The 17,935-nt window shown below is 37.5% G+C and carries 16 protein-coding genes; 10 read left to right on the top strand and 6 right to left on the bottom strand.

Annotated features, from left to right (window positions below; genetic code table 11):
• Positions 1 to 12 precede the first annotated feature (12 nt).
• Both IO90_RS18225 and IO90_RS00610 read left to right on the top strand, forming a co-directional pair.
• Positions 13 to 1,365, top strand: coding sequence for a DUF4252 domain-containing protein (locus IO90_RS18225; protein WP_051878141.1), 1,353 nt, complete (start codon positions 13 to 15; stop codon positions 1,363 to 1,365).
• Positions 1,366 to 1,371: 6 nt separating this feature from the next.
• Positions 1,372 to 1,896, top strand: coding sequence for a DUF4252 domain-containing protein (locus IO90_RS00610; protein WP_034962898.1), 525 nt, complete (start codon positions 1,372 to 1,374; stop codon positions 1,894 to 1,896).
• A 14-nt stretch (positions 1,897 to 1,910) separates the two neighbouring features.
• On the opposite strand, the gene IO90_RS00605 is transcribed toward IO90_RS00610, so the two are convergent.
• The 4 genes from IO90_RS00605 to IO90_RS00590 all read right to left on the bottom strand — a co-directional run bounded on the left by IO90_RS00605 (position 1,911) and on the right by IO90_RS00590 (position 7,803).
• Complete coding sequence (locus IO90_RS00605) at positions 1,911 to 2,276, bottom strand: iron chaperone (protein ID WP_034962895.1); 366 nt, start codon at positions 2,274 to 2,276, stop codon at positions 1,911 to 1,913.
• Between the two features lie 54 nt (positions 2,277 to 2,330).
• Positions 2,331 to 3,542, bottom strand: a complete 1,212-nt coding sequence (locus tag IO90_RS00600) for an NAD(P)/FAD-dependent oxidoreductase (RefSeq protein ID WP_034962892.1) — start codon at positions 3,540 to 3,542, stop codon at positions 2,331 to 2,333.
• A 110-nt stretch (positions 3,543 to 3,652) separates the two neighbouring features.
• A complete protein-coding gene (locus tag IO90_RS00595; protein WP_034962890.1) occupies positions 3,653 to 4,321 on the bottom strand; it encodes a hypothetical protein in 669 nt (222 codons plus the stop codon).
• 116 nt (positions 4,322 to 4,437) lie between these two features.
• A complete protein-coding gene (locus IO90_RS00590; protein WP_034962888.1) occupies positions 4,438 to 7,803 on the bottom strand; it encodes a methylmalonyl-CoA mutase family protein in 3,366 nt (1,121 codons plus the stop codon).
• 60 nt (positions 7,804 to 7,863) lie between these two features.
• Between IO90_RS00590 and IO90_RS18930 the strand changes: the two genes are divergently transcribed.
• Positions 7,864 to 8,013 carry a hypothetical protein gene (locus tag IO90_RS18930; protein ID WP_165570228.1) on the top strand — a complete coding sequence of 50 codons (150 nt, stop codon included), beginning with the start codon at positions 7,864 to 7,866 and terminating at the stop codon, positions 8,011 to 8,013.
• 25 nt (positions 8,014 to 8,038) lie between these two features.
• Here the strand turns inward: IO90_RS18930 and IO90_RS00585 are convergent, their stop codons facing one another.
• Positions 8,039 to 9,676 carry a leucine-rich repeat domain-containing protein gene (locus IO90_RS00585; RefSeq protein ID WP_034962886.1) on the bottom strand — a complete coding sequence of 546 codons (1,638 nt, stop codon included), beginning with the start codon at positions 9,674 to 9,676 and terminating at the stop codon, positions 8,039 to 8,041.
• A 98-nt stretch (positions 9,677 to 9,774) separates the two neighbouring features.
• Between IO90_RS00585 and IO90_RS00580 the strand changes: the two genes are divergently transcribed.
• Positions 9,775 to 11,373 carry a glycosyltransferase family 39 protein gene (locus tag IO90_RS00580; RefSeq protein ID WP_131450797.1) on the top strand — a complete coding sequence of 533 codons (1,599 nt, stop codon included), beginning with the start codon at positions 9,775 to 9,777 and terminating at the stop codon, positions 11,371 to 11,373.
• A gap of 34 nt (positions 11,374 to 11,407) precedes the next feature.
• On the opposite strand, the gene IO90_RS00575 is transcribed toward IO90_RS00580, so the two are convergent.
• Complete coding sequence (locus tag IO90_RS00575) at positions 11,408 to 11,884, bottom strand: Dps family protein (RefSeq protein WP_034962883.1); 477 nt, start codon at positions 11,882 to 11,884, stop codon at positions 11,408 to 11,410.
• 138 nt (positions 11,885 to 12,022) lie between these two features.
• Here IO90_RS00575 and IO90_RS00570 point away from each other — a divergent pair, with 138 nt between their 5' ends.
• The 6 genes from IO90_RS00570 to IO90_RS00545 all read left to right on the top strand — a co-directional run bounded on the left by IO90_RS00570 (position 12,023) and on the right by IO90_RS00545 (position 17,850).
• Positions 12,023 to 13,396 (top strand): hypothetical protein, encoded by a 1,374-nt coding sequence (locus IO90_RS00570; RefSeq protein ID WP_131450796.1) that lies wholly within the window; start codon positions 12,023 to 12,025, stop codon positions 13,394 to 13,396.
• Between the two features lie 117 nt (positions 13,397 to 13,513).
• On the top strand, positions 13,514 to 13,924 hold the full coding sequence (gene rpsL / locus IO90_RS00565) for a 30S ribosomal protein S12 (protein WP_034962877.1): 411 nt from the start codon (positions 13,514 to 13,516) through the stop codon (positions 13,922 to 13,924).
• 23 nt (positions 13,925 to 13,947) lie between these two features.
• A complete protein-coding gene (gene rpsG / locus IO90_RS00560) occupies positions 13,948 to 14,424 on the top strand; it encodes a 30S ribosomal protein S7 (protein ID WP_034962875.1) in 477 nt (158 codons plus the stop codon).
• Positions 14,425 to 14,430: 6 nt separating this feature from the next.
• On the top strand, positions 14,431 to 16,548 hold the full coding sequence (gene fusA / locus IO90_RS00555) for an elongation factor G (RefSeq protein ID WP_034962873.1): 2,118 nt from the start codon (positions 14,431 to 14,433) through the stop codon (positions 16,546 to 16,548).
• A 17-nt stretch (positions 16,549 to 16,565) separates the two neighbouring features.
• Positions 16,566 to 16,871, top strand: a complete 306-nt coding sequence (rpsJ, locus tag IO90_RS00550) for a 30S ribosomal protein S10 (RefSeq protein WP_002661363.1) — start codon at positions 16,566 to 16,568, stop codon at positions 16,869 to 16,871.
• 526 nt (positions 16,872 to 17,397) lie between these two features.
• The gene (locus IO90_RS00545) at positions 17,398 to 17,850 is read left to right on the top strand and encodes a low affinity iron permease family protein (protein WP_034962871.1); all 453 of its coding nucleotides are present in this window, start codon (positions 17,398 to 17,400) and stop codon (positions 17,848 to 17,850) included.
• The last annotated feature ends 85 nt before the right edge of the window (positions 17,851 to 17,935 follow it).

Genomic DNA, 17,935 nt, shown 5'->3' with positions numbered 1-17,935 from the left:
ACCAATATCAAAATGAAAAAAATATCAGTAATATTCGTACTCTTTCTGCTGTCCACCAACATCTTTGGGCAGTCGGAAAAACTAAATGAACTCTTCGACCATTATCAGGACACGGAGGGCGTAACATCTATCAAGATTGCAAAACCAATGTTCAAACTTCTGAACAATCTGAAAATCGATGATGAAGAATTGGGGAAAATCCAGCCACTTTTGGGAAAGGTAAACGGATTGAAAATGCTAATCCTGGAAAAACCGAGAACTTCTTCAAATCCAGATAAGGACGACCAGAAAATACTTTTACAATCTGGAAAAATAGAGAAGGAAATTGAAGCATCTCTCAAAAATATGAAATATGAAGAGTTGATGACAGTGAATAGTCGCGACAACAAAATCAAATTCATGGCGCAGGATATCACTGCAAATGTGATGGACAACTTGATCCTGAACATTATGTCGGAAGACAGTTCGGTTTTGATGATGCTGGACGGGAAAATCTCTATGGACGACGTGAGCAAAATGATGGAAGAGACACAAAATGTAACTTCTATTAATCCTGTAAAAACGATTAATTCATCTACTTTTGCTAATACAAATACTTCAACTCATACAATAACTGATGGGTCAGGAACCACGACCTTTACAACTACAAATAATTCTGGGACAACAAATATTGGAAGTGAAAGAAATGTTCCTGCTTTTAACGGAATAGAAACGTCTTCGGGAGTGGATGTAGAATTCACTCAAAGTACAAAGCAAAGTGTGATTGTAAAAGTGGATCCCGAAAAACAGCAATATGTTATCACAGAAGTTGAAAACGGTGTTTTGAAAATCTTTGTTAGAAATAAAGGTGTTAAGAACTTGAATTTCAACAGTCTTAAAGTCATAGTTTCCGGACCAAAATTATCAAGATTGATTACGAAGTCCGGCTCTATTTTCAAAGCTGTAAATCCTGTCAGCGAATCTACATTTGTAGCAAGCTGTTCATCTGGTTCACAGGTTTCAGGAAGCTTCAAAATCTCTACAAACACAGCATTGGATGTTTCTTCTGGTGTAAGTGTGAAAATGAATCTGGAAACTAAATCTCTGGCTTTGGAAGCAAGCAGCGGAAGTTCTATCAAATTATCAGGTAAAGCAGATTCGGGAGTTTACAGTGCAAGTAGCGGAAGTTCTATCTCAGCAGGCGATTTTGTAACCAAATCTGCAGTTGTGGACGCATCTTCCGGAGCAAGTGTGAAAATCAACACAACAGAACGTTTAACAGCAAGTGCTACATCCGCAGCGTCTGTACAATACAGAGGAAATCCTTCTAAAGTGACAAAATCTGCCAACGAAAGAACAGGGTCAACTATTAACTCAGTAAACTAAAGAATTATGCTACGTTTTTTATACCTCATTATTTTGATGATTGTCGGTTTCTTTCTGCAGTCGTGTATGGTTTCCCACAAAAAAGTGCACACCGATTTTTTTGATAATCCGGGATTCAAAGATAACTCCAATTATATCAGCGTCAATGTTCCGACTTTCCTCGCAAAATCTTATGTCAAAAAAGCAATGAGAGAAGATGGAGATAGTCAGGAAGTCATAGATTTGGTAAAAAAAATAAGTGATGTTAAACTTTTGATTGTTGAAAGTTCGACAACTCCCATCAAAGCTGAGTTTCAGAAATATCTAAACAGTAATAATTACGAAGAATGGATGTCTGTAAAACAGGAAGGAAATCTCATCAGCCTGAATGCAAAGCAAACCGACGACATCATCAAAAGAATGATTATCACAGTGAAAGGTGACAAAGATGAAACAATTTTCGTAGACGTCAAAGGGAAATTTACAGCTGATGATATTTCAAAAATCATCAATGCCACAGAGAAAAATCAAATCAAAATCAATAGAAATTAATTTTTCACCAGCCACTATTTATTAGTGGTTTTTGTGGTTTTGAGAATTCTTTCCTTGGCGTGTTGCACGATTTTTTTAATTAAATCTAAATGAATATCGTCTTCCAAAGGAATCTGGATCGCGCCTTTCGAAGTTTTGTAATTAGACAATTCCCTTTCGAGAAATGCGACCGCCTCTGGTCCTGGATAAAGTCCAATATGATTGGTAAATGCTGCGAAATGAATCAGATTTTTGGTTTCATAGACGAACGTTGGCATTAGATATTTGATACATTCCGTGGCTTCCGGAATCTCTTTTTTGATTTCGGAACGTATTGTTTCCAACTTATCTATAAGTTCTTCATCAAACTGGGAGAAGTAATCTTCGAAGGTTTTCATCATTTAGATTTTTATTAAAGTTAAAAATTAAAATGATATACGAGATTTTCTCAAAGATTATCTTCGGAATTTGAAATATTTTGATAATTCGTGATTTTTACCTTTCAGAAATTGAGAAGCCATTTCCATTCCGATGACCGAAAATGTGATTCCGTTCCCTCCAAATCCTAAAACAAAATAAGCACTTGGAAAGTCTGGATGTTCACCGATATAAGGCAGTCCATCTTTGGTTTCGCCGAAAGTTCCTGCCCAAACAAAATCTGTTCTGAAATTATTTTCAGGTAAATAGTTGCTAAGCTTTTTCACAAGCTTTTGTTCCTTTTCGTGAAGCAGAGAATCTCTTTTTTTAGCATTCACAAATTCCTCATCTTCACCACCGATCAAAACCCGATTGTCATCCGTAGTTCGCATATAAATGTAAGGTTCTGCTGTGTTCCAAACTAAAAGGTCATTTAGCTCTTTGTGATTTTTCTCGTTTTGTTCACCAACGATGGCGTAAGTTGAAAGCAGATTTACAAAATCGTCTTTGATGATCTCTGTACTTTCGAAACCATTGCAGAAGATGACTTTTTTGGCTTTGATCTTATTTCCAAATTCTGTGGTTGCAGTGACACCATTTTTTTTATAATCGAATTTAATAATGTCGGTCTTATCAAAAACTTGGAGTCCTTTTTTATTTTTATAATTATAATGTAGAATGTCGTGAGCCAAGCAAAATGCATCAATGCTTCCGCCTTGTTCGGAAAGGATTCCGCCAAACGTATTTTCGATTTTAAATGTCTTGCTAATTTCCTCGGCCGAAAGCCATTTCACTGGAAACTTTGCTGCTTTTCTAGCTTCAAATTCCTTTTTCAAATTCTGAACATCTTTTTTTAAAGCCGCAAAATAAAGTGATTCCTTTTTCTTGAAACCACATTCCGATTTTATTTTCTTAGCCACTTTTCCCAACGTATCAATCGAATCATAGCACGCCCAATAGGCTTTTTCCGCACCTTCTTTTCCAATCATTTCTGACAGTTCAAAAAGTGGAACATCAATCTCATATTGAAGCATCGATGTGGTTGCGCTGGTGCTTCCGTTTCCAATTTCCCTTCTGTCAACCAAAACAGTTTTGAATCCGTCTTTTATCATTTGATGCGCCAAAAACGAACCTGTGATCCCACCACCGATGATAAGAATTTCAGTTTCGATATTTTCTCTTAGTGAAGGATATGAATGTTTGATGCCGTCTTTGACGAGCCAGAATGGTTCAGGAGATTTGAGTTTCATAATTTGATTTTATTGTTTTGGATATTATCAAAAATGAAACCGCAATTGAGAAAGGATTGACAGCTTTTTAACAAAAAAAAATCTCCCAGTGGTCTGAGAGATTTTAAATTTTATTGAGTAATGAAAACTGCTTTTTCTTCTGTTTCAACTTTGTCTAAGGCTGTTCTTACGCCTTGCAAGGAATTTTCATAATTATTGTCTTTCCATTTTTTCAGAACCTCATTTTTGAAATTCTGGTTAGCAAGGATAAGGTGCTGATCATTCAAATCAATAATTTTGGTATCAACTGCAGCGTGTGCCATTTTACCAGTTTCAATCATTCCGTAATAAGAAATCATAAAACCATAGTTGACATTCACAAAAAGCAATTCGTCAACACCGTATTTTGTTTTCAAATCACTGAAATCATAGTTAGAATATTTCTTCCCCTCAGCTTTTTCACCTGCAAATTTCTTTGCTGTTTTGTAATCGAATTTTTCATCGATAATAACAACTTCTTTTCCTTTTGCTTTGAAAATTTCAGAATAGATTCCTGTCAATTCTTCTTTTGGATGGATGTTTTGCCCCATTAGGTCGAGAGCTTCTTTGTATTTATCTCCGGACGTAACAGCCATGTCCAACAGACCTTGAGAGCCTTCCTTGAATTTTGCCGGCGGATTTGCGTTGATCAATATTCCTACTTTTGTTGGTTTTTGCCAATAGTCTGCAGATAAAGCAACTTTCGGAACACAGCTAGTTACCAAGAGTAGAAATGAGAAAAGTAAAAGTAATTTTTTCATGATAAAATTTTTTGGCAGCGAAAGTAAGAAAAAAATCTCTCAAATTATTGAGAGATTTTATGTTTTAGAAAATTAATTTTAAAGTGTGGTCAAAAAAGTAACTATATGACTAAGGATTACATATTCCTTCTATACTTCCCACCCACTTCAAACAAAGCGTTGGTAATCTGCCCAAGCGAGCAGTATTTCACCGCATCCATCATCACGTTAAATAAGTTTTGTTGATTGATGGCAGCGTGTTGAAGAGTTTTCAAGGCAGCTTCAGATTTGTCTTCATTGGATTTCTGGAAATTATGAAGGGTTTCAATCTGCAACCGCTTCTCTTTCTCAGTCGAACGGATGACTTCTCCCGGACGAACCGTTGGCGAACCGTCTTTTCCTAAGAAAGTATTCACGCCGATGATTGGATATTCTCCGGTGTGTTTCAGCCATTCGTAATGCATCGATTCTTCCTGGATTTTTGAACGTTGGTACATCGTTTCCATTGCACCCAAAACACCTCCTCTTTCCGTGATTCTGTCGAATTCTGCATACACAGCTTCTTCGACCAAATCCGTTAATTCTTCAATTATAAATGAACCTTGAAGCGGATTTTCGTTTTTCGCTAAACCTAATTCTTTATTGATAATCAGCTGAATTGCCATCGCTCGTCTTACAGACTGCTCAGTCGGGGTTGTAATCGCCTCGTCATAAGCATTGGTGTGCAGTGAATTACAGTTATCGTAAATTGCGTAAAGTGCCTGAAGTGTTGTTCTGATATCGTTAAAATCAATTTCCTGAGCGTGAAGCGAACGTCCTGAAGTTTGAATGTGATATTTCAACATCTGGCTTCTTTCGTCGGCTCCGTATTTCAGTTTCATTGCTTTTGCCCAGATTCTTCTCGCCACACGTCCGATTACCGAATATTCAGGGTCGATACCATTGGAGAAGAAGAAAGATAAGTTCGGTGCAAAATCATTGATGTCCATTCCTCTTGACAAATAATATTCAACGTAAGTGAAACCGTTTGCTAAAGTAAATGCCAACTGAGAAACCGGATTTGCGCCCGCTTCTGCAATGTGATAACCGGAAATAGAAACCGAGTAGAAGTTTCTCACTTTTTCTGTGATAAAATATTCCTGAACGTCACCCATTAATCTCAAGGCAAATTCAGTAGAGAAAATACACGTATTCTGAGCCTGGTCTTCTTTTAAAATATCTGCCTGAACAGTTCCACGAACGGTAGCGATGGTTCTAGCTTTAATTTCAGCATAAGCTTCGGCAGGAATCACTTCGTCTCCCGTTAAACCTAATAATTTTAAACCTAAACCATTGTTTGAAGGTGGAAGTTCTCCATTATATTTTGGTCTTTCCAAGCCCTTGTCGTCGAATTTTGCTTTTAAAGCTTTTTCAACATTTGCTTCAAGCTTATGTTCAGTAATATACTTCTCAACATTCTGGTCGATGGCCGTGTTCATAAAGAAAGCCAGCAACATCGGCGCAGGTCCATTGATGGTCATTGAAACGGAAGTCATTGCATTTACCAAATCAAATCCGGAATACAGTTTTTTCGCATCATCCAAAGTGGCGATAGACACTCCCGCATTTCCGATTTTACCGTAAATATCCGGTGGTAGGGCAGGGTCCTGTCCGTATAGAGTCACGGAGTCAAACGCTGTTGACAGACGTTTTGCGTCCATTTCCGCAGAAACGTAATGGAATCTTCTGTTGGTTCTTTCCGGTCCGCCTTCTCCGGCAAACATTCTCGTCGGGTCTTCCCCGGTTCTTTTGAAAGGATAAATTCCTGCGGTGTAAGGAAATCCGCCCGGAAGATTTTCCTGACCTTTCCATTTAATCAAATCTCCCCAATCGGTATATCTTGGAAGAGATATTTTTGGAATTTTTAAATGAGATAAAGATTCAGTTGAGGTTTCCACCTTGATTTCTTTTCCACGAACGAAATAAGAATAAAATTCAGCTTTGAAAGCCTGTTTTGTATCATCCCAATTTTTTAGGAAGTCGATATTTTCCTGTTGAAGGTCTTTTTCAGCTTTCTGATATTCAGCATCCAGAGTTTCGTTTGAAAGGAAACTTTTCACCCCTTCAATATGATACATTTTTCTTGCTAATTCTGCCTGCTTTTCAACGTTGGCATCGTACTGTCTGTTGTTTTCAACGATTTCAGAAAGATAACGAACTCTCTTTGGTGGAATAATCGTGATGTCCTCAGAAATTTCCTGTTCAACAAATCCTTGAAACTTTGGAGCATTGTCACCCTGAGCCTGTCGAAGGGTTTCGTTGACTTTATCGACTAATCTATTGTATAAATCGGTTGTTCCGTGGTCGTTGAACTGAGATGCTTTTGTCGCATACACCGGCATGTCATCCAATGGACTTTCCCACAACAAATGGTTTCTCTGGAACTGTTTTCTTACCGCCTGAAGTGCATCAAGTGCGCCACGTTTGTCAGATTTATTTAAAGCAACCAAATCAGCATAATCCAACATATCGATTTTTTCCAACTGTGTGGAAGCTCCATATTCAGGCGTCATCACGTACATTGAAACATCGGCAAAATCTGAAACTTCCGAACCGGATTGTCCAATACCTGAAGTTTCCAAAATGATGACATCAGGATGAGCTAATTTCAATACATTTAAAGCGGAATGAATGAACGGAGAAACAGAAACGTTGTTTTCTCTGGTAGCCATCGAACGCATATAAACTCTAGGGTCATTGATGGCGTTCATACGGATTCTGTCACCCAAAAGTGCACCTCCTGTTTTCTTTTTTGAAGGGTCGATGGAAATAATCGCAATCTTTTTACCCGGATTTGAACGTAAGAAACGTCTTACCAATTCGTCTGTTAAAGAAGATTTTCCAGCTCCACCGGTTCCTGTAATCCCGATGATTGGAATTTTTAAATCTTTTGATTTTTCGTCAATGGCTTTTACCAGATCCGGTTTTTCTTCTGAGAAGTTCTCAACGGCAGAAATTATTTTAGCAATGCTGGTCGAGTTTTCAAAACTGATGTTATCCAAATCTTCAGCAGTCACTTCTTTTCCGGTTGCAAAGTCTGACCTTTTCACCAAATCGTCAATCATTCCCTGAAGACCAAGTTCGCGACCGTCATCCGGAGAATAAATCCTGTCGATGCCGTAAGACATGATGTCTTCGATTTCTTCGGGCAGAATTACACCGCCACCACCACCAAAAATTTTGATCTGTGGTGAATTTTTTTCTCTTAAAAGGTCGTAGATATATTTAAAATATTCGTTGTGACCGCCTTGATAAGAAGTCAGTGCAATGGCGTTGGCATCTTCCTGAATTGCTGTGTTTACTACTTCTTCAGCAGATTTGTCGTGGCCAAGGTGAATGACTTCGCATCCCGTTCCCTGGATCACACGGCGCATAATATTGATGGCCGCATCGTGCCCGTCGAATAACGAAGCTGCGGTAACGATTCTTACTTTGTTTGCTGGTGTATATTTTTGGTTTTCCATTTCTTAAAATCGATGTTTCCAAAGATAATATTTTTTGGGAAATGGCAATGATGATGGAAGATGGATGTTTGGAGGGTGGAAGTTTATATCTACGGTGATTTGGAAACGCAAACCCATAGCCCCGATTGCAACGGCATCCTTTTTTGTGGTGGCGATGGAAATTCTCGGAAAAGATACTTGTCGTCTTTCGCCATCACAAAAAAGATATAGTGGAAAGCGGGATTAAGCTCCTAAATTATTGCTTGATGAATTTGAAATTCTTGATGCCACTGTCGGTTTTTACGGATAAAACGTAAACGCCGGATGGTAATTTGGAAACGTTGATTCTTTGTTTGCTGTCTGATAGCATTTGCTTGCCACTCAAGTCGAAAATCACTACTTTTTGTATGTTGTGCTTCAGGTTGATGATGTTGACATGATCCGTTGCGGGATTTGGGTAGATGCTGAGGTCGCGAAGATCCGAGGTGCCTAAAGTTGCCAATGCATCGCCAAGCGTGATTGGTTCGCGGAACATTGATAAGTCGAAGGGAGTGTTGCCATTTATGATGGAACGGCTGTAAGCTTCGGCTGTGTAAACGGCAAAGTCTGTTTCTTCTACACTGTTGAAGTTGAGGGTTTCTGTGGTCGGATTCAGTTTTTGATCTAGATTTTTGTACCATGTGAAAGTGTAGTCTCCACTAAGCGATTGATCCAATGTTGCTGGCTGACCAACAACTGCCAAGACGGTTTTCAAATCATCGTAGCGCTGAGGTGAGTAGTTGAAATCTGTCTGCTCAGAAAAGTCTGTGATGTAATTATAAAGATCGTTCCTTGAAAAACGGTTGTTGCTAAGGTGCGTAATTGCGGGCAACTGATCTGGAAGGTCACCTGTCAGCTGGTTGCTGTTAAGGTTTAGCATCATCAATCTGGACATTCCCAACAAAGCCGAGGGAAAACCGCCGGAAATCTGATTGTTGTTTAGGAATAATTGCTGAAGGCTGGATAGTGAGCTAAGTGTTGCAATACCTCCAGTGATTTGGTTCCTACCGAGATTTAGCGTTTGTAGTTTTGTAAGTTGCGGAAGTTGCGCAGGAATCTGAGCCAATTGATTGTTTTCCAAAGAAAGCCATTGGAGATTTACTAGATTGGTAAGTCCTGTAAGTGTTTGCTCTGTAAGATTATTGTTGCTAAGATTAAGACTTAGGATTTGTGTGCGTTGCGAAACTTGGGTTGGGATTTGTGCCAAGCCATTTCCGGAAAGCGAAAGTGTTTTCAGGTTTGTAAGTCCTGCGATGTTTCCGTATCCGTTTGGGGCAATTGGGTTGTTGTCTAAAATTAAAGTCTCAAGATTTGTAAATGTTGCGACTTTTGCAGGGACGGTAGTCAAGCCTAAATCTGCGATATTCAATATTTTGATGTTGTTGAAGCTTTGAAGCATTCCGTTGACATCAGAAATTATAAATTGATTACCGCCCAAGCCAAGGTCTTCCAGTTTGACAAGTCCAGCCAAAGCTGTGTTGGGATTGCCTATCAATCGGTTGTTGCTGACGTCCAATCTTACCAATGAACTAAGAGAAGACAAGCCCATCGAAACTTCGCCAGTCAGTTTGTTGTTGCTGAGGTCTAATTTTGTCAGTTTTGTGAGTGAGGAAATGTAAGTAGGAAAATAGCCACTTAGCGCATTGCCAGAAAGATTGAGTTCTGATACAACCCCATTTTTCACAGAGACGCCAAACCAGTTTCTCGGGTCTTTTTCCAAATCCCAAGTTCTGTTCCAGTTTTCGCCGTCTGTTGCGTTGTAGATGTTAATAAGCGCGCTTCTCTCGGCATTGGAAATGCTCCATTGCGCAAAAAAGAAATTAGAAATCAGTAAAAAGAATAAAGTTTTTTTCAAGTGTGTGCAAAATTAAAACGCAAATATAATAGATAATCAAATTAGTTGATGTGATTTTTAGTAAATTAATGATTATTTTTACGCTTTTAAGAAAAAGAATGAGAAAAATACTATTTTACTACTTGCTACTTTTTACTGTTTTCATTGCGTTTTATCTTATTTATTCATTTTCTATAATCCAAGGTGATGTTTTCATTTATCCTTTGGATGATGTTTACATCCATTTGTCTATTGCGAGAAACTTTGCGGAGTCCGGATTTTGGTCTGTGAATCCAGGCAGTTTCGACAGTGCTTCTTCATCTATTCTTTACACATTGTTATTAAGTTCGATGGTTTATGTTTTTGGCGATAATTTTTACCATCCATTAATTATAAATATTCTGGCGGGTTACGGTGCCGTGTTTTGGATTTATAAATTTTTCAAAGATTTTTATTCAGAAAGAGCACTTTATCTTGGGATGAGCGTCAGTTTATTGTCCTTATTATATCTAATGGTAGTCGTCGGGATGGAGCAAACCTTGCACATGCTTTTGTGTGTGATGGCTTTGTATTATATCAAGAAAAACATCAATAGCAACTATTCTCAAAACGATTTTTTGAAATTGCTGATGGTGATCTTGCTATTAGGAATGGTGCGTTTCGAAAGTATGTTTTTTGTGACAGCATTGTCGGGTGTTTTATTAATCAATAAAAAAATTAAAGAATCTGTTTTGATTTTGATCGCCGGCTTTTTGCCGATTGTTATTTTCGGACTGATCTCGATGGATAGAGGTGGTTATTTTTTTCCAAACTCTGTACTTGTCAAAGGAAATTATCCGGGAGGAAATTTGTTGCTGAGCCTTTGGATGATTTTCAAAAAAGGGATTTTGACGAATCTCTCCTTTTACAAACTTTTCTTCTTTCCATTTGTCTGTTTTGGAATTTATCTTTTCGATAGATATGATAGGAGGGAGATTGCTGATGTTTTCAAAAACGAAATGTTAATTATTGTGGTTGTGGCCACGGCAGTTTTGCAGAGTTTGTTTGGATTGATAAGACATCGCTATGAAAATTATTTGGTGCTAATGCTCTTCATGGTTGCGATTTCTGTCGCTGGTCCGTATTTGAAATTACCGAAAGGTTTTTCTTTTAAAAATAATTTCCGCCAAATTACATTTTTAGGATCGTTGGCTTTGTTTGGAATTGTTGGAGTTTATTTGGTTGCTTATTTTCAGCCGGTGATGCAGGTTTCATCTAAAAATATCCAAGAGCAACAAGTGGAAATGTCTCGATTTTTGCACGATAATTACAAAGGACAAAAAATAGTGGCCAATGATATTGGTGCGATTTCTTATTTTTCTAATGTGGAATTGCTGGACATCTTGGGACTTGGATCTACAGATGTAACCCGGTTTTTCGTTGAAAACAAGACATTAGACCAGGATCAACTAAATATAAAATTCCATACATTTTTAGCTAACTACATCCGAGATCATCAATATAAAATTGCAGTCATCTATCCAGAATGGTTTCCAAATGAACCTCCGAAAGACTGGATTGCCGTGGCATCTTGGACGATAGATCATAACAGAGCTACCGCTAGAAACAAGATTGTTTGGTACGCTTTCGATAAGAATGAGGCGGATAATCTGAGGCTTAATATCAGCAGATTCAAGTTGAATAAAAATGTAAAAGAAGAGGTCTTATACAAAAAATAAAACGACCGTTGCAGATCGTTTTATTTCAAATATTTTATTTTCCCAGATAAGAATTGTACATCCAAACTTCTTTTTCCTGCTCGGTGATGTAATCACTCATTTGGGAGTTGGTACCTTCGTCTCCTGCTGCATCCGTGATATCCAAGAGCTCTCTCTGCAGGTCAATCACTACTTTGAAAGATTCCAGAATTATTTCGACACTTTTGTTTCCGTCGCTCACTTCTTTGCTCTCTTTGATGGTTGAAACCTGAAGATAATCTGAGTAATTGTGACCAGGTGTCGCACCTAACGTCAATATTCTTTCTGCAATTTCATCAATTTTAAGAACCAGACTATTATATAGCTCTTCGAATTTTGGATGAAGTGTAAAGAATTGCTCACCTTTGATGTTCCAATGCGATCCTCTTGTATTTTGGTAAAATACAGAATAATTGGCTAGCAGGATATTTAATTTTTCAGAGATGTTTTTACAATCGGTTTCTTTAAGTCCGATCAATGCTGAATTTTTCATAATTTAATTTTATAATAGTTGTGTGGTTTTAAGAAAATATTGTGCCGAAAATCTTTGCAAACTTTAATGTTAATCAATTGTTGGAAAGGAAAAATCAAAAAAATCCTTAATATTGCTTTTAACATAAACAAATGAAGAATGGCAAAGTATCTAGTTCTGGCAATATTTATAGTAGTAATAAATTTCATTCAAAGTTTTTTTCTCCCCTCGGGGGGCATTTATGCAGATAGTCTCTCCTATTTTGGAATTGCATCTGACTTGCCGAATCCAGTTACCAATCTTTTCCCATTAGGTTATCCTACGATGTTGAGGCTTTTTTTCGAAATCTTCGGAGATTTTTTTTGGGCATCCAAGGCATTAAATACTTTAATGATCACTGTGATCCTGCTATTCTCATATTTCAAGAGATTTTATTTTAAAGAAACGGTGTTGCTTCTCGCTGGGAAAACGGCTTTGTTTGTTTTTTCCATCGCAATATCGGAAAGTTTATTTGTATTTCTCCTTTACTTCCTTATTTATTATCTCTATAAAATCCTAAATGATAATAAAAGCTCCTACAAAGATGCGATTTCAGCTTCTCTAATTTTATTTGCGATGTTTACAGTGAGGTATTCTGGGATTTATGTTTATCTCTCTGTCGTTGCGTTTGCTGGATTTTTATTGATTAAAGGAAAAGATAAGTCGAAAATCAAAGAAATTGGTTTGTTCGTTTTGTTGTCTGGATTTGGAATTGCAGGATATCTGTTATTTAATCTAATGGAATTCGGGAGTTTTACAGGAGAAAACCTCAGAGGAAAACCGGCAGAGATTCTTACTATTTATGTAATAAGAGATCTGTTAGGATTAGCGAATTCTGTAAATCCTTATATTGGTTTGAAACCATCTTCCAACAGTTTTGCAAGTATGGCGTTTCAATTTTTTGTTTTGTTGATAGATACTTTTGTTTTTATTTATTTAATAAGATACTTCAAAAAAGCGAAAGAAACGAGTTTGCATTATTTTCATATTCTTTTGTGGGTGATTGCTACGGTTTATGCGGTTTCTTTGTTGATTTCAGGTTGGCTTCAACAAATCGAAGAGATGAATATACGGATGATGGCGGCAACTAATGTTTGCATTTTTTTCTCTTTTTTAATTCTTTATTATAAGAACTTACGTTCGGATAAAGTTGTTTTTCGAGTTGGATGCTTTTTCCTAATTTTCAATACTGCTTATAGTTTGAAAAATCCTGTTAATTATTTTCAAAACAGAAAGCAGATAGAACCTCAAATGTCAAAATTCAGTCATAAAAAATATATCTATATCGATGAAAGGTTTGAGGCAGAGATTCCTACTAAATATGTTATACCCATCATCAACAAAACATTTGAATACAAACATACCAACAACCAAAAAGGAGATGTAAAGCAATCGATCGTTGGCACACTCAATCCGAAGATAAAATGGTTGAAATATGATACAATTAAAGATAAGTCGCAAGTTTTGTACACTTCTGAGGTTGTTTTAAAATAGAAATCAGATTTTTCTTTTTTTATTTTGAAAATTCCAATCGCTAATTATTTTTCTTCTAACTACTTGTGCATTAAAAAATTATTCATATTTTTGCACCCTAAAATAAAAAGCAATTAAATGCCTACTATTCAACAATTAGTTAGAAAAGGAAGAGTCGCACTCACCAAGAAGAGTAAATCGGCTGCCCTTGATTCTTGTCCACAAAGACGAGGTGTATGTACGAGAGTATATACTACCACTCCTAAGAAACCTAACTCTGCACTTAGAAAAGTTGCAAGGGTAAGACTTTCAAACGGTAAAGAGATCAACGCCTACATCCCGGGCGAAGGACATAATCTTCAAGAGCACTCGATAGTATTGGTACGCGGCGGAAGGGTGAAAGACCTACCGGGAGTACGTTATCATATCGTAAGAGGAGCACTAGACACTGCAGGTGTAAGTGGAAGAACGCAAAGAAGATCCAAGTATGGAGCTAAGAGACCAAAACCAGGTCAGGCAGCGGCACCAGCTAAAGGAAAGAAAAAGTAATCATTAAATAAGGTACAGAAACAATGAGAAAGACAAAAGCGAAAAAAAGACCGTTGTTACCAGATCCAAAGTTTAATGATCAATTGGTAACTAGATTCGTAAACAACTTGATGCTAGATGGTAAAAAATCTATCGCATTCAAAATATTCTATGACGCACTAGACATCGTAGAAACTAAAAAAGGAGAAACTGAAAAGACGGCCCTTGAAATCTGGAAAGATGCATTGACAAACGTTATGCCTCACGTAGAAGTACGTTCTAGAAGAGTAGGTGGTGCTAACTTCCAGATCCCAATGCCGATCAGAGCTGATAGAAAAATTTCTATGGCAATGAAATGGTTGATCCTTTACTCTAAAAAGAGAAATGATAAATCAATGGCTTTGAAATTGGCTAACGAGGTTGTAGCAGCTTCAAGAGAAGAGGGTGCAGCTTACAAGAAAAAATCTGATACTCACAAAATGGCGGAAGCTAACAAGGCTTTCTCACACTTTAAATTCTAATTAGAAATGAGTAGAGATCTTAAATTTACAAGAAATATTGGTATTGCTGCGCACATTGATGCTGGTAAAACTACCACTACAGAAAGGATTTTATTCTATACTGGAGTAAATCACAAAATTGGTGAGGTTCACGATGGTGCTTCTACAATGGACTGGATGGAGCAGGAAGCAGAAAGAGGTATTACGATTACTTCTGCTGCAACTACTTGTTCTTGGAATTTCCCAACAGACCAAGGTAAGCCATTAGCTGATACTAAGCCTTACCACTTCAATATCATCGATACACCAGGACACGTTGACTTCACAGTAGAGGTTAATAGATCTTTGAGAGTATTGGATGGATTGGTTTTCCTTTTCTCTGCAGTAGATGGAGTAGAGCCTCAGTCTGAAACAAACTGGAGACTTGCAGACAACTACAAAGTGGCGAGAATGGGATTCGTAAACAAAATGGACCGTCAAGGTGCTGACTTCCTTAACGTGGTAAACCAAGTTAAGACAATGTTAGGATCAAACGCAGTTCCAATCGTTTTACCAATCGGTGCTGAAGAAGATTTCAAAGGTGTTGTTGACTTGATCAAAAACAGAGCGATCATCTGGGATGAGGCAGGACAAGGTGCTACTTTCGAGGTAGTTCCAATTCCTGAGGATATGAAAGCTGAAGTTCTGGAATACAGAGAAAAATTAGTAGAAGCTGTGGCTGACTACGATGATACTTTGATGGAGAAATTCTTCGAAGATCCGGATTCTATCTCTGAAGAAGAAATCAACGAAGCACTTAGAAAAGCGACTATCGATCTTTCTATTATCCCAATGACTTGTGGTTCTTCATTCAAAAATAAAGGAGTACAGTTTATGTTGGATGCAGTATGTAAATATTTGCCTTCTCCACTGGATAAAGATGATATCAAAGGTACAGACCCAAGAACTGACGCTGAGATCACTAGAAAACCAGACGTAAAAGAGCCTTTCGCGGCTTTGGCATTCAAGATTGCTACCGATCCTTTCGTAGGAAGATTGGCATTCTTCAGAGCATACTCTGGAAGATTGGATGCAGGTTCTTACATCTTGAACACCCGTTCAGGAGATAAAGAGAGAATCTCTAGAATCTATCAGATGCACGCTAACAAGCAAAATCCTGTAGAATATATTGAAGCAGGAGATATTGGTGCAGCGGTAGGTTTCAAATCTATCAAAACTGGTGATACAATGTGTGATGAGAAAAACCCGATCGTTCTAGAATCGATGGTTTTCCCTGATCCGGTAATTGGTATCGCTGTTGAGCCTAAAACTAAAGCTGACCAGGATAAAATGGGTAACGCTCTAGCTAAATTGGCTGAAGAGGATCCTACTTTCACAGTGAGAACTGACGAAGCTTCTGGACAAACGATCATTTCTGGTATGGGTGAGCTTCACTTGGATATCATTGTTGACCGTATGAAGAGAGAATTCAAAGTTGAAGTTAACCAAGGACAGCCTCAAGTAGAGTACAAAGAAAATCTTACAAAAGTTGCCAGCCATAGAGAAGTTTACAAAAAACAATCTGGTGGTAAAGGTAAATTTGCGGATATCGTATTCGATCTTGGGCCAGCTGACGAAGGTAAAATTGGTTTAGAATTCATCAATGAGATCAAAGGTGGTAACGTTCCTAGAGAATTTGTTCCTGCCATTGAAAAAGGCTTTAAAGCGGCAATGAAAAACGGTCCTTTGGCTGGTTTCGAAGTTGAAGGTATTAAAGTTACTCTTAAAGACGGATCTTTCCACGCGGTGGATTCTGATGCACTTTCTTTTGAATTGGCTGCAAAATTAGGATTTAAAGAAGCGGGACGTGCTGCTAAGCCAGTAATCATGGAGCCTATTATGAAATTGGAGGTTGTAACTCCAGAAGAGTATATGGGTAACATCATTGGTGACCTTAACAAGAGAAGAGGTACGATCAGTGGACAAGAAGAAAAGAACGGTGCCGTTGTAATCAAAGGTTCAGTTCCATTATCTGAAATGTTCGGATATGTTACGACTCTAAGAACACTTTCATCAGGAAGAGCTACTTCTTCTATGGAATTAGAGAAGTACCAGGCTACTCCTCAAAACGTTGCTGAAGATATCATTGCTAAAGCAAAAGGTTAATTTTTTAAATCAAAGAAATGTCACAAAGAATCAGAATAAAACTAAAATCTTACGATTACAACTTGGTGGACAAGTCTGCTGAGAAGATCGTAAAAACGGTAAAGGCTACTGGTGCTGTTGTAAACGGACCAATTCCATTGCCAACGAACAAGAGAATCTTTACAGTACTAAGATCTCCGCACGTAAACAAGAAAGCAAGAGAGCAGTTCCAATTGTCAGCTCACAAGAGATTGATGGATATCTACTCTTCTTCTTCTAAAACTGTTGATGCTCTAATGAAATTAGAACTTCCTTCAGGAGTTGACGTAGAAATTAAAGTGTGATAAATGCCGGAAGATGGATGATGGAAGTCGGAAGTTTTTCAGCAACACCTTAAATATAAATCCCCTTTCGTAAGATTGGGGATTTTTTTATTAAAGTAATTCAACTCAGATCAAGCAATGCAACAATTTCCGAAGTGAATTCGTTCTTCTCAAAAGATGAAATCTGTTTATTACATATATGCCAAAACGCAACAGAACGTTAATTTTTGAAAAATGTTCCAAATGTACAGGAGGTTATTTGATTTTAGAAAGTAAAGCTAGCTTCATAATCAAGTAATCTAAATACAAGAAATCGACAACAAATCACATATCGCGAAAGTGCATCACGTCATGTGATAACCAAATTAAATCCCTGCTGGACATCTTAAAAAATTGAGGAAGCGATGAAAATACTTTAAGTATTACGAGGATAAATTCTATCATTTTTAACATTCCGAAATTAGTTTACATAATTCTTTAGACTCTCGACTTTTTGGAGGTCTTTTTCTTTTATTAATGATAACTTCGAATTCTTAAATATGATAAAATGAACAATAAAAATTTGTTTGAAAAATTCTCAAACTGGGCCACGACTTTTACGGGAAGTTCTCACGCGTTTATAGGCGCCGTTTTGATTGTTATTCTCTGGGCAGTCACCGGACCAATCTTCAAATATTCCGAAACCTGGCAACTCGTCATCAATACTGGGACTACAATTATTACTTTTCTGATGGTCTTCCTGATCCAAAAAGCACAGAACAAAGATGGAAAAGCTATTCAGCTTAAACTTAACGAACTTATCGCGGCCAGCAAACAGGCGAGCAACAGAATGGTTGATATCGAAGACCTTACAGAAAAAGAACTCGATCAACTTCACGATTACTTTGTCAAAATCGCCGAATTGTCTAAACAGGCAGAGAATATCCATAAATGTTACTCGATAGATGCGGCTGTGAAAAAACACAAGAATAAGTATCAGGACAAAAATCAGGAATTATAAATCTGTCACTCATAACATCCTTTCCGGGATAATATTTTCCCAAAATTACGTAACTCACAAATTATCAAATAATTTCCGAATATTT

It is taken from the genome of Chryseobacterium sp. FH1, from assembly GCF_000735135.1.
Lineage (GTDB): Bacteria > Bacteroidota > Bacteroidia > Flavobacteriales > Weeksellaceae > Epilithonimonas.
The sequence above is the reverse complement of the archived record's forward strand: the minus strand, read 5'-3'. Positions and strand labels throughout refer to the sequence as shown.